This is a genomic window from Blastococcus sp. TF02-8 (assembly GCF_003319175.1).
Taxonomy (GTDB): domain Bacteria; phylum Actinomycetota; class Actinomycetes; order Mycobacteriales; family Geodermatophilaceae; genus Blastococcus.
Genome location: NZ_QOHK01000001.1, coordinates 156055 through 168705, shown reverse-complemented (window position 1 = coordinate 168705; position 12651 = coordinate 156055). Strand labels below are relative to the sequence as shown.

12 protein-coding genes are annotated in these 12651 nt (G+C 70.6%); 9 read left to right on the top strand and 3 right to left on the bottom strand.

Going from position 1 to position 12651, the window contains the following annotated elements; all coding sequences use genetic code 11:
• The first annotated feature begins 9 nt into the window (after positions 1–9).
• Entirely contained in the window at positions 10–861 is an 852-nt protein-coding gene (locus DQ237_RS00820) for a F510_1955 family glycosylhydrolase (protein WP_113797339.1), read from the top strand.
• A 48-nt stretch (positions 862–909) separates the two neighbouring features.
• On the opposite strand, the gene DQ237_RS00815 is transcribed toward DQ237_RS00820, so the two are convergent.
• Together DQ237_RS00815 and DQ237_RS00810 are read right to left on the bottom strand one after the other, a co-directional pair.
• Positions 910–1935, bottom strand: a complete 1026-nt coding sequence (locus DQ237_RS00815; protein WP_113796231.1) for a hypothetical protein — start codon at positions 1933–1935, stop codon at positions 910–912.
• 75 nt (positions 1936–2010) lie between these two features.
• Positions 2011–2604, bottom strand: a complete 594-nt coding sequence (locus tag DQ237_RS00810; RefSeq protein ID WP_113796230.1) for a C40 family peptidase — start codon at positions 2602–2604, stop codon at positions 2011–2013.
• 210 nt (positions 2605–2814) lie between these two features.
• Between DQ237_RS00810 and DQ237_RS00805 the strand changes: the two genes are divergently transcribed.
• Positions 2815–3447 carry a trans-aconitate 2-methyltransferase gene (locus tag DQ237_RS00805; protein WP_113796229.1) on the top strand — a complete coding sequence of 211 codons (633 nt, stop codon included), beginning with the start codon at positions 2815–2817 and terminating at the stop codon, positions 3445–3447.
• A gap of 52 nt (positions 3448–3499) precedes the next feature.
• Here DQ237_RS00805 and DQ237_RS00800 read toward each other — a convergent pair whose 3' ends face one another.
• Positions 3500–3907: a four-helix bundle copper-binding protein gene (locus DQ237_RS00800; RefSeq protein ID WP_113796228.1), complete on the bottom strand. Its 408-nt coding sequence runs from the start codon at positions 3905–3907 to the stop codon at positions 3500–3502.
• A gap of 169 nt (positions 3908–4076) precedes the next feature.
• On the opposite strand from DQ237_RS00800, the gene DQ237_RS00795 reads away from it, so the two are divergent.
• From DQ237_RS00795 to DQ237_RS00765, 7 genes are all read left to right on the top strand, one after another.
• Positions 4077–4382 (top strand): metal-sensitive transcriptional regulator, encoded by a 306-nt coding sequence (locus DQ237_RS00795; protein WP_113796227.1) that lies wholly within the window; start codon positions 4077–4079, stop codon positions 4380–4382.
• A 98-nt stretch (positions 4383–4480) separates the two neighbouring features.
• A complete protein-coding gene (locus DQ237_RS00790; RefSeq protein WP_205730017.1) occupies positions 4481–4684 on the top strand; it encodes a heavy-metal-associated domain-containing protein in 204 nt (67 codons plus the stop codon).
• Positions 4685–4760: 76 nt separating this feature from the next.
• Positions 4761–4931, top strand: a complete 171-nt coding sequence (locus tag DQ237_RS19520; RefSeq protein ID WP_166509438.1) for a hypothetical protein — start codon at positions 4761–4763, stop codon at positions 4929–4931.
• Between the two features lie 50 nt (positions 4932–4981).
• Positions 4982–7339, top strand: a complete 2358-nt coding sequence (locus tag DQ237_RS00780) for a cation-translocating P-type ATPase (RefSeq protein ID WP_113796224.1) — start codon at positions 4982–4984, stop codon at positions 7337–7339.
• A 111-nt stretch (positions 7340–7450) separates the two neighbouring features.
• The gene (locus DQ237_RS00775) at positions 7451–9919 is read left to right on the top strand and encodes a cation-translocating P-type ATPase (protein WP_113796223.1); all 2469 of its coding nucleotides are present in this window, start codon (positions 7451–7453) and stop codon (positions 9917–9919) included.
• 326 nt (positions 9920–10245) lie between these two features.
• Positions 10246–10968 (top strand): ABC transporter ATP-binding protein, encoded by a 723-nt coding sequence (locus DQ237_RS00770; RefSeq protein ID WP_113796222.1) that lies wholly within the window; start codon positions 10246–10248, stop codon positions 10966–10968.
• Positions 10965–12599 carry an ABC transporter permease gene (locus DQ237_RS00765; RefSeq protein ID WP_113796221.1) on the top strand — a complete coding sequence of 545 codons (1635 nt, stop codon included), beginning with the start codon at positions 10965–10967 and terminating at the stop codon, positions 12597–12599. The genes DQ237_RS00770 and DQ237_RS00765 overlap by 4 nt, the downstream gene beginning before the upstream one ends.
• Positions 12600–12651 lie beyond the last annotated feature (52 nt).

Genomic DNA, 12651 nt, shown 5'->3' with positions numbered 1-12651 from the left:
GTGACCGGAATGTCGGTCCGAGGCGTCAGTTCGGCTGCCGTACTTGCCCTCTTGCTGGCCGGCTGCGGCTCGCAAGCGGAGGTGGCCGCCCCGTCGGCGACCGTGCCGTCCGGTTCTCTTCCGGCGGCCCACATACACGGTGTCGCAGTGGATCCCCAGGACGGTGCGCGTCTGCTGGCCACGCACGACGGGCTCTTCCGCATCGGGTCGGACGGCGCGTCCACCCGCGTCGGCCCCGTGATCGACCTGATGGGCTTTGCCGTCGCAGGGCCGGGGCACTTCCTCGCCTCGGGACATCCAGGGGCCGAGGTGGACCTGCCGCAGCCGGTCGGACTCATCGAGAGCACCGACGGTGGTCAGACGTGGGAAGCCCTGTCCCGCCAGGGGACATCGGATTTCCACGCGCTGACCACGAGCGAATCCGGCGTGCTCGCCTACGACGGCGGATTGATGCGCAGTACCGACGGGCAGACCTGGGAGCCCCTCGAGATCCCGGCCCCACCAGCCACCCTGGCCGCGTCTCCGGACGGCAGTCAAGTGCTGGCCACGACACCTCAGGGCCTTCTCCGCTCGACCGACGCAGGAACGTCGTGGTCCCCGGTGGAGGGTGCCCCACTCCTGCAGGTGGTCGACTGGACGGACCGCGGCAGCGATGTCGTCGGGGTCGACCCGGCCGGTCAGGTGTGGCGGAGCGCCGATAGCGGCGCCACCTGGGAGCAGGGCATGGCTCTGGACTCTGCCCCGCAGGCGGTGAGCGTCACGGCGACGGATGAGGGTGGGCAGGTCCTGGTGGTGACCACGGCGGCCCTCCTCGAGTCCCGAGACGGCGGACGGACCTTCGACGTCGTGCTCGAACACTGAGCCGTCGCAGCGCCGCCCCGCATGACGGTGGTTGTCCGGGTGACCCAGTCAGGCCGGCGTAACCCGGCCCGTCGTCCGTGGGCTCATGGCCGCGAGAAGCGCGAGGAGCGAGCCAAAGACCGTCGAGAGAACAACCACGCCGACGACCAGCTCCGGAGGCCACTCCACTCCCGTCGTCAGGCCGAGTGAAGCCAGCTGTGCCACCCACAGAAGCAACGGGACGACCGCGCCCAGAAGGGTCAGCTGGACAGGTTGCGCAAGGCTCCGACCAGCCACCACGACGAGGTCCGCGATCAGGCCGGCGACGAGCGCGGCTACCGGTGCCAGCGGCTGCTCGAACTGGTTCACCGCCGACGACAGCGTCGCCACGACGGTCACGAGCACAGTGACACCACCGAAAGGCAGCAGCCCGCGGATTCGGAGGATAAGCAGCGGGATCACGACGACGGCAGTGGTGATGAGGTATCCGGCGAGGCCGGCCACCGCTGGAAGCTCAGCCGCCTCGTGCCCCGGTGCGCCCTCGGGGATCTTGGTCAGCGCCATGGACGGTGCGTCGCTCGTGTACGGCGATGCGTACAGGAGGAAGAAGGCGCTGAGTGCCGCCGCCAGGGCCAGTGAAGCAAGGACAGGCAGCGCTGCCTTGAAGCCCTCCAGCCGCTGATCGCGGCTTTCACGGAGTGGCGCGGTCAATCCGATCAAGCCACCCATCATCAGCAGGAGGTGCGTCGGGCTGACCAGCGCATCGACTCCGGTCTCCACCCCGAAGAACTCGTGCCACAGCAGATCCCCGGCGCCTCCCACCGCGAAGGCGGCCGCGGCGGCGATTACCCACGGCCGATCCGGTGAACGGGCCTCGCGCGTCCGAAGAATCAGCCAACCGAAGAGTGCCGCGGCGCCGCTGTAGAGGATCGCGTGCCAGGGCGTGAAGAAGGTTTCAAGTCCCGGGCGATTGAGGTGCGCCCATCCGTCGACGAAGACGCCGAGCACCACCCACGTACCGGCGGCGACCGTGATGGCCTGCTGCCGACCGGAGTAATACCGTTCCATCTCCTTGCCCGTGGTGTGGACGGCCATGACAACCTCCTCTTCGAGATTGCATCGTTGTACCCCTGGGGGGTATGACCGTCAAGTCCGCGGTGTCGCTGATCGTTAGCCGGATCCTTCCGGAACGACGCGCCGGATGACTGTCGGTTGGCCGGCGGACTGCACCTTGACGACGTCGCCGGGCTGTGGCGCGGCGATCATCTTCCCGTTGCCGACGTATATGCCGACGTGATCGATCCCCGGTCGAGTGGGGGAGTAGTCGAAGAACAGGAGGTCGCCCGGGCGCGCTTCGTTCAGCGACGCGACAGCTCGGCCCGCGGTTGCCTGCTGGGCGGACACGCGGGGGAGGTCAATGCCCTGGCTCTTGTAGACCAGCTGGGTGAAGCCCGAGCAATCGAGCCCCTTCGTCGGGTCCGTCCCACCCCACAGATAGGGCACGCCGAGGTACTCAGCGGCCTTTGCGGCCGCTGCCCGGCCTGCCGGGGAGCCGTCGGTAGCGGCACCCAGCCCGCTGAGGGGGTCCGTCGCCAGGGATGGTGCCGACGCTCCGTTCGCTTGCCCGTCGGTGGTCGTCAGGCCCGCGTCCGCGGCTGCGGACGACCAGGCGGAAGCGGACCTGGTAGCGGTCGGCTGAACTGTTGCAGGGAACTGCGCGCGAATCTCCGCGATCCGCGAGAGGACCTGGGTCATCCCCTCCATCGGACCGTCCTCCGAGTCGCGTGGGGCGTCGGGTGCTGGTATTCGCCCGCGTCTTGGTGACGCTGGTTCACCTGGCTCAGTCGCACGACTAAGCACGCTAGTAGCTATGGTGCGTCAACCGGGAAAGGCGCGCGGGCCTCACCTGTGGCGATGTCGGCCCGCGTCGCGGCCGTCTTCGACCGTGCCGCAGTGCGGTGAAAGGAAGACCTCATGGGTGTGGTGGGGCGCCAATTCGGCTCTCCGACCGGGTCGCTCGGGCGCCTTCCCGGCCTCGTCATGGCCCGCAGGAACGCTGCCTTGAACCGGCTGCTCGTCGCGCAGGTCGCACATCGCGTCGGTTCGCCGCGGGTGCTCGCGGAACTCGGCTTCGGCCCTGGCGTCGGACTGGCCGCGCTGCTGGCGACGTTTCCCGACGCCGAGGTCTTGGGAGCGGACCCGTCCGCGGCGCTGGTTGGTCAGGCTGCTGCGCGCAACCGCATGGCAGTCCACGCAGGTCGACTACGGCTCATGCAGGGTGACGTCACGGTCCTCGCGCCGTTTGCCCCGATCGACTTGATCCTGGCCGTCCACGTTCTGTACTTCTGGAGCCACCCGGTGGCAGAGCTGATGGCGATCGCATCCCTGTTGCGTTCCGGAGGCCATCTGGCCCTCGGCTATCAGCTGCGACAGCACATGCCGCCGGTCGCCCAACAGGACTTCCCGAGAGAGGGGCACCGGCTGTACGAATCCGACCGGGAGGTCATCGCCCTGCTCGAGGCGGCCGGACTGGCCGTCCGGCATCAGGCAGTACTCGGCCGGACTGACTCTCCCGCCAGCCGCCTGTTGCTGGCGACCGGGGCCTGACCGAGTCGCGGGCCTGCCGGCGCCGGGCTGCGAGCAGCGTCGGGCGCCAGGTTCAGCCGAGGGAGCCGATGAGCTCCCGGCAGGCCGCCTCGCAGCGGCGGCACGACTCCGCGCAGACCCGGCAGTGCTCGTGCATCTCGGCGTGCCGCTCGCACTCGTCACCGCAGGCCTTGCAGGCGGCGGCGCAGGCCTCGAGCACCGCCCGCGTGAGATTGGCGTCGTAGCCGGTGTGTCGGGAAAGCACCCGTCCCGTGGCGTCGCAGACGTCGGCGCAGTCCAGGTTGGTGCGGATGCACTTGGTCAGCTCGGCCACCATGTCCTCGCTCAAACAGGCGTCCGCGCAAGCGGTGCATGCCTGAGAGCACTCGAGGCAGGCCTCGATGCAGTCCTGGAGCTTCTGGCGGTCGACTCCTCCGAGGTCCTTGGGGTAGGTCTGCAGCATCTGCCCGGCAACGGTCACGACTGCTCCTCTCGGCGCTGACGCGGCGCCGCCTGCGCCCGGGACGTCAGCTGTGAGCCCGTTACCCGCGCATCCGTACGGATAACTTCGAACAGGTTCCGCGCGGCTTGACGAAATACCACACGGGGGTATGGTGCTAAGGAGATCGAGCGAACGCGGGAGGGTCGACATGGACAGCGCGGAACACAACGGCGGCCACGGCTACATCCACCGCAAGGACGACTACCTCAAGCGCCTGCGCCGCATCGAGGGCCAGATCCGCGGCCTGCAGCGGATGGTCGAGGACGAGAAGTACTGCATCGACATCCTCACGCAGGTGTCTGCCAGCACCAAGGCGCTGCAGTCGGTGGCCCTGGGGCTGCTCGAAGAACACATGAGCCACTGTGTCGTCCAGGCGGCCGCCGCCGGCGGTCGCGAAGCAGACGACAAGGTGCGCGAGGCGTCCGAAGCGATCGCCCGCCTGGTCCGCTCCTGATCGACCGAGTCGCGTCAGGAGCAGCGAGCCACCGGGGCCCGACCCCCGGTAGATCCGAACACCGGAATTCCCAACCGAAGATCCGAGAGGACAACCTGATGAGCACCGCCACCTACACCGTCGTCGGCATGACCTGCGGCCACTGCGTCAACTCCGTCACCGAGGAGGTCACCCAGGTGCCCGGTGTCTCCCATGTGGACGTGGACCTTGCCAGCGGCGGCCTCACGGTCACCGGTGAGGGCGACATCGACGACGCGGCCGTGCGTGCCGCCGTCGAAGAGGCCGGCTACCAGGTCGCCTGACGACAACCGTCCGGGTGTCGCGCGCATCGTGCGTGGCACCCGGACGACCGGCAGTCACCACAGGAAGGACGCGTTCGTGAGCACCGCGCAAAAGCTCGCCGCCTACATGGGCGCCCTCGCCGTCGTCTTCGCCGTCGCGGCGGGCGTGGGCAACGTCGTGGGACCTGTCGGCCCAGCAGCCGATCAGAGCCCCGCCGTGCAGACCGAGAACGGGCACGGCGGCATGGACATGGACGGCGACAGCTGAGCGGTCCGCCGAGCGGTCCCGCAACACCCGAGCAGCCGACAGGAGAACCGATGAGCTCCGCAACGAACGCCACGACACCGGCCCACGGTGGCGACCAGGTCGAACTCGCCATCACCGGCATGACCTGCGCGTCGTGCGCTGCGCGGATCGAGAAGCGGCTCAACAAGCTCGACGGCGTCACGGCCACGGTCAACTACGCCACCGAGAAGGCGAAGGTCACCTACGGCGGTGACGTCACGCCCGACGACCTGGTGGCTGCCGTCGAGAAGGCCGGCTACTCCGCACGTCTGCCCGAGCCGCCCCGTCCCCAGACCGCCGATGTCTCCGACGCCGAGGACGACCGCGAACCCGTCCGGGCGCTACGCCAGCGTCTGCTCGTCTCGACGGCCCTCACCGTGCCGGTGATCGCGCTCGCGATGATCCCCGCCCTGCAGTTCACCTACTGGCAGTGGCTGTCCCTGACCCTCGCTGCGCCCGTCGTCGTGTGGGGCGCCCTGCCGTTCCACCGCGCGGCCTGGACGAACCTCCGGCACGGCAGTTCCACCATGGACACCCTCGTGTCGATGGGCACCCTCGCCGCCTTCGGCTGGTCCCTGTACGCGCTCTTCCTCGGCACCGCCGGGGAGCCGGGCATGACGCACCCCTTCGAGCTCACCATCGGGGCGAGCGACGGCGCGGCCAACATCTATCTCGAGGTGGGGGCCGGCGTCACCACGGCCATCCTGGCCGGGCGGTACTTCGAGGCGCGGTCGAAGAGGCGGGCCGGGGCGGCGCTGCGTGCGCTGCTTGAGATGGGCGCCAAGGAGGTGTCCGTCCTCCGCGGCGGCCGGGAGGAACGGATCAGTGTCGACCAGTTGGCGGTCGACGACGTGTTCGTCGTCCGGCCGGGGGAGAAGATCGCCACGGACGGGGTCATCGTCGAGGGGTCCTCCGCTGTCGACGCCTCGATGCTCACCGGGGAGAGCGTTCCGGTCGAGGTCGGCCCGGGCGACGCCGTCGTCGGCGCGACCGTGAACGCCGGTGGGCGCCTCGTCGTGCGGGCCACCCGCATCGGGTCGGACACGCAGCTGGCTCAGATGGCGCGGCTGGTCGAGGACGCGCAGAACGGCAAGGCCGAGGTCCAGCGCCTCGCTGACCGCGTCTCGGGGATCTTCGTCCCGATCGTCATCGCCCTGGCGGTGGCCACGCTCGGATTCTGGATCGGTACCGGAGCCGGAGTCTCGCTGGCGTTCACCGCCACCGTCGCCGTCCTGATCATCGCCTGCCCCTGCGCGCTCGGATTGGCAACTCCGACCGCGCTCATGGTCGGCACCGGACGTGGCGCCCAGCTGGGCATCCTGATCAAGGGCCCGGAGGTCCTCGAGTCCACGCGCAAGGTCGACACGGTCGTCCTCGACAAGACCGGCACCGTCACCACCGGTCGGATGACGCTGCTCGACGTCGTCCCCGCCGCCGGGGAGGACGACGAGGAGCTGCTGCGGCTGGCAGGAGCGCTGGAGGACGCGTCCGAGCACCCGATCGCCCAGGCGATCGCCAGGGGAGCCACGGAGCGCGTCGGCACGCTGCCGCCGGTAGAGGGCTTCACCAATGTGGAGGGTCTCGGTGTCCAGGGCGTCGTCGACGGCCGGTCCGTGATCGTCGGGCGGACGCGACTGCTGGCCGACTGGTCGCTGCAGCTGCCGGCCGAGCTCGAGCGTGTCAAGTCGGCGGCCGAGGCCGAGGGCAGGACTGCGGTCGTCGCGGCCTGGGACGGCGCGGCGCGGGGCGTGCTCGTGGTGGCCGACGCGATCAAGCCGACCTCCGCGGAGGCTATCCGGCAGCTGCGCGACCTCGGGCTCACCCCGGTCCTGCTGACCGGTGACAACGAGACGGTCGCCCGCTCGGTGGCCGCGCAGGTGGGGATCGACGAGGTCGTCGCCGAGGTGCTGCCGCAGGACAAGGTCGACGTCGTCAAGCGCCTGCAGGCCGACGGGAAGGTCGTCGCCATGGTCGGCGACGGCGTCAACGACGCCGCTGCGCTGGCGCAGGCGGACCTGGGGCTCGCCATGGGCACCGGGACCGACGTCGCGATCGAGGCCAGCGACCTGACCCTGGTGCGCGGCGATCTCCGTGCCGCCGCGGACGCCATCCGGCTGTCCCGGAAGACGCTGAGCACGATCAAGGGCAACCTGTTCTGGGCGTTCGCCTACAACATCGCGGCACTGCCCCTGGCCGCTGCGGGCCTGCTCAACCCGCTGCTCGCGGGCGCGGCCATGGCGTTCTCCTCCGTGTTCGTCGTCTCCAACAGCCTGCGCCTCCGGCGGTTCAAGGCGCTGGCCTCGGCACAGGCGGACGGCGGCGTCGCCGCCGTTCATGGACCGGAAAGTGGCCGCCCGATGGACGGAGCAGTGACAGCGAACCAGCGGTGAGACGCGTCGGCACTGCTATGCCGGGTAGTAGCGTCGCCGGAGCCCGTGGCCGTACGGGCCGACGCCTCGCGCGACAGATAGGCCGTTCACACGCACAGGAGGGAAGGCGTCATGCCCAGTCACCCAGGACATGCCCACGCGACCGGAGCGACCGCCGTCATCGAGGTCTCCGGCGTGCTGAGGGGATCGTCCAAGGCGGTGGCCGAGTCCGCGCTGTCGCGGCGGCCCGGAGTCCTCGCGGTGGAGGTCAACCCGGTCGCGCAGACCGCCAACGTCACCTACGACCCCGCCCGGACCTCGGTCGCCCAGCTATCCGACTGGGTGCGGGACTGCGGCTACCACTGCGCCGGGCAGTCGGTGCCCACGCACGTCTGCGACCCGATGAGGGAACCGGCCGGCGGTGACGGCGACCACGCCGCGCACGACGGTCACGCTCCGCAACCTCCGTCGCCGGCGATGCACGACGGTCACGACGCGCACGCGGGCCACGCGACGTCGGAGGGGCGTACTCCGCAGGACGTGATGGGCCATGGAGGTCACCACGCCGGCATGTCCATGGACGACATGACCCGCGACATGCGCAACCGTTTCCTGGTCGCGGCGCTGCTGTCCATCCCCATCCTGCTGTGGTCGCCGATCGGCCGGGAGGTGCTCGGCTTTGAGGTCGCGGCTCCGTTCGGTCTCCGGGACGACGTCTTCTCGCTGATCCTCTCGCTGCCGGTGATCTTCTACTCGGCCTGGATCTTCTTCGACGGCGCCTACCGAGCCCTGCGGAACCGGACGCTGGACATGATGGTCCTGGTCGCGGTGGGCGTCGGGACGGGCTGGCTGTACAGCCTCGGCGTCACCCTCACCGGCGGGGGAGAGGTCTTCTACGAGGCCGCGACGGTGCTGACGGCCTTCGTGCTGCTGGGGCACTGGTTCGAGATGCGGGCCCGTGGCGGCGCGAACGACGCCGTCCGGACCCTGCTGGAGCTTGCTCCGGCGATGGCCGTGGTCCTGCGCGACGGTGAGCCGGTCGAGGTGCCCACCGCCGAGGTCCAGGTGGGCGACCTGCTGCTGGTCCGCCCCGGTGCGCGCGTCCCCGTCGACGGCAAGGTGGAGGAGGGCGAGTCCGAGGTCGACGAGTCCATGGTCACCGGCGAGAGCCTGCCGGTGGCCAAGACGCCCGGCTCGGAGGTCATCGGCGCCTCGATCAACACCACCGGGACACTGCGGGTGCGGGCCACGAAGGTCGGAGCCGACACCGCGCTGGCCCAGATCGTCGCGATGGTGCAAGAGGCGCAGAACTCGAAGGCCCCCGGCCAGCGGCTCGCCGACCGGGCGGCGTTCTGGCTGGTCCTCGTCGCCCTCATCGGTGGGGCCGCGACCTTCCTCGCCTGGATGCTCGCCGGGGCAAGCGTGCAGGAGGCGATGCTGTTTGCCATCACGGTCGTGGTCATCACGTGCCCCGACGCTCTGGGTCTCGCTACGCCGACGGCGATCATGGTGGGCACCGGTCTGGGGGCGCAGCGGGGCGTGCTGTTCAAGAACGCGACGGCACTGGAGACCTCCGCGCGGATCGACACCGTGGTCATGGACAAGACCGGCACGCTCACGAAGGGCGAGCCCGAGGTCACCGACGTCGTCGCCCGCGGCATGGCCGAGGACGAGATGCTGGCGCTCGCCGCGGCCGTCGAGCACGAATCGGAGCACCCGCTGGCCCAGGCGGTCGCCCAGCATGCGGCAGCTAGGGGCATCCAGCGCCTGGTTGCGACGGACTTCCGCAACGTTCCCGGCCACGGCGCCACCGCCGTCGTGGAGGGGCGCCGGGTCCTGGTCGGCAACCGCCGATTGATGGACGCGGAGGGCGTCGATCTCGGAGACCTCGGCGACCGCCGGAACGAGCTGGCCGCTGCGGGGCGCACGGCCGTGCTGGTCGCCGTGGACGGGCGGGGTGTCGGCGTGATCGCCCTCGCCGACGCCGCGCGGGAGACCGCTGCGGCGGCCGTGGCCGCGCTGCACGAGGCCGGGATCGAGGTCGTCATGCTCAGCGGCGACAACCAGGCCACGGCGGAGCGCATCGCGGGTCAGCTTGGCATCGACACCGTCATCGCAGAGGTGCTGCCGGGCGACAAGGCCGACAAGATCGCCGAGTTGCAGTCGTCGGGCAAGAGGGTCGCCATGGTCGGCGACGGGGTCAACGACGCGCCGGCGCTCGCGAAGGCCGACCTGGGCATCGCCATCGGCGCGGGGACCGACGTGGCCATCGAGACCGCTGATGTCGTCCTCATGCGGTCGGACCCGCTGGACGTGCCGGTGGCGCTGCGCATCGGCAAGGGAACGCTGAACAAGATGCGGCAGAACCTGGCCTGGGCGATCGGCTACAACGCGATCGCGCTGCCCATCGCCGCCGGTGTTTTCGAGCCGGCCTTCGGGCTGGTCCTCCGGCCCGAGATCGCGGCGCTCTCCATGTCCGGTTCGTCGCTCATCGTCGCGGTGAACGCCCTCCTGCTCAAGCGGCTCACGCTCCCTGCGCCGGCCGCTCCCGTGGGTAGGCGGACACCGCAGCCGGAGCCGACGCCCGTCAGCGGCCGATGACGGGCAGGGGTTGACCAGCGAGCAACGTGCCCGCCAGCCGAGGGAGAAGCCGACATGTGCGACCGCACCCGTGGTGGCCGGCGTCCGGCAAGGCGCCCCAATCTCCTGTTGGGGCTGAACGGCCTCGCTGCACGGGACCTCTGGACGCTTTCGCGGGTGTTCATCGGCCGTGAGGGTGTGTGCACGCGGGCGCCACGGAGCTCAGCGTGACGAAGGACGGGGATGCCGATGATGTTCTCGACCGACCACGACCGGTTCGGCGGGGGCTGGGTGGCGATGGCCGCCGACCTGGTCCTGACGGCGGCAGGGCGATCGGTCGACAGGCCATGACCCGCTCTCTGCAGCGCCGCGAGCAAAGCGAGCCCGAGCCCCCGGCCACTCCAGCGGCTCCCAGCGGGCCGCGTTCAGCAGGGGACGCGCCGCTCCTCGAGGCGGTCGGCATCGAGAAGGCCTACCGGCGAGGGCTCTGGCCGGCGCGCCGGCAGACGCCGGTACTACGCGGCGCGGACCTCACCTTGCACCCGGGCGAGGTGGTCGGGCTGGTGGGGGAGAACGGATCGGGCAAGAGCACGCTGATGAAGATCCTCGTCGGGACCCTGAGCGCCGACGCGGGCACCGTCACCATCGACGGGCGACTGGGCTATTGCCCGCAGGAGCCGATCGTCTACGACCGGCTGACCTGCGATGAGCACTTCGAGCTGTTCGGCCACGCTTACGGGCTGCCTACTGGGGTTGAGCAGCGGGCGCGCCGGGAGATCTACGCCGGGCTGGGCTTCGAGCGCTTCGCGGGTGCCCGGGCCGACCGGCTCTCCGGTGGAACGCTGTCGAAGCTGAACCTGGGGCTGGCGCTGCTCGCCGATCCGGACGTCCTGCTGCTCGACGAGCCCTACGCCGGCTTCGACTTCGACACCTACCTCCGCTTCTGGGACCTCGTCGCCGACCGCCGTCGAGCGGGCCGGTCGGTGCTGGTGATCAGCCACTTCGTGACCGACGAGGAGCGTTTCGACCGCGTGGTGGAGCTCAAGGACGGGCTGGCGGTCCCGCGATGAGCGCACTGCCGTTCGCACGGCGGTTCCTGTTCGAGGCGGCTCGGACGCCGGTCAATTTCCTGGTGCTGGTCGTGGTGCCCGTGACGTTCGTCGTCGTCGCGGCCGCACCTCTGGCGGACGCCGCGAAGCTGCTCGGCGGCCCGGGCGGCCCGGCGGTGCAGACGGCGACCGCCGGCTGGGCGGCGGGGTTCATCGCGGCGATCGCCATGTACTTCCAGATCCGCGGTGCCCGTGCCCCCGACCGTCGCCTGGTCCTGGCGGGCCTGTCCCCGGCCCGCCTGCTCGTCGCACGGGGGCTCACCGGCCTGGCGCTGGCACTGGTCGCGGCCGCCGGAGCACTGGTGGCCCTGGCCGTACGGACCGGGCTGGGCGACGAGCCCGCCCGCGTGATCGCGGGCACGCTCATGTTCGCGGTCGTCTACCTCGCGATCGGGGCTCTCGTCGGCGCGCTGGTGAGCGACCCGGTCAACGGCACCGTGCTGGTGCTGTTCGTGTGGATCCTCGACGTCTTCTTCGGCCCCGTGCTGGGCGCCGCAGACCTGGCCCTGACTCGAGGTCTCCCCACTCACTTCGTCACCCTGTGGGCGGTGGACCTCCCCTCTCGCCACGGTGGGCAGCTCGGCGACCTCGGCTGGGCGCTCGCCTGGGTCGCTGCGGCCCTCGCAGTCGGTTCCGCGGTCATCGTGAGGACCAGTCGCCTCGTCCGGCCACGGCCCACGGCGCGCAATTCCATGCCGGGGCAACTGGTGGCCGGGATCGGCATGGGCCTACGGGAGGCTGCCCGCAACCGCGTGCTCTGGCCCCTGCTCGTGGCCGTGCCCATGGTGTTCGTCCTCCTCGCGGTGGCCACCACCCCCGGCGAGTTCGCGATCATGAAGGCGTGGGAGGGAGGCAGGCTCATCGACATCCGCGTGTGGCTTCCGGATGTGCACGGCGGCACGATGGCGCCGATCGCGATCGGCTCGCTGGCTGCGCTCACCGGGCTCTTCACCGTTCTCGATTCCCGCCGGCCGGACCAGCGTCTGGCGCTGGCCGGATTCCGTCCGGCCAGCCTGCTCGGCGCTCGATTGGTCGTCGTGGCGGCCGGTGCGCTGCTGGCGACCGCGGCCTCCCTGGCGGTCACCGCGCTGGTCTTCGACCCGGCTCGATGGGACGTCTATGTCCTCGGGAACGTCCTGATCGCGCTGACCTATGCCATGATCGGTGCGCTGCTCGGCCCGGTGTTCGGCCGGGTCGGCGGAGTCCTGATCGCATTCCTTCTGCCCTTCATCGACCTGGGCATCGAGCAGAGCGCGATGCTGCATCCCGTTCCACCGGACTGGGCGCGGACCCTGCCCGGGTACGGAGCCAGTCGGCTCCTCATCGACGGTGCACTGACCCCGTCGTTCGACGAGATGTGGCCGCTGGCGCTGGCCCTGGGCTGGCTCGTCGGCCTTCTCGCCGCCGTGGGGTGGGTCTTCGGCCGGGCCACACGCACCAGCCGGCAGGCGGCGCCTTACCCCGCCGGCGGAGCCGGTCCGTCGGGACCGTGGGGGCGCCGGCGCGTCCAGTGGCGTGACGGCTTACCAGCTCAGGCGGACGGCGCGGTCCGACGGGGGACGTCAGCGGGTTCGTCTGCCGCCGCCCTGTGAACACCGGCAAGGATCACCACGGCAGCCGGGCAGCCAGGGCCGTCAGCCCACC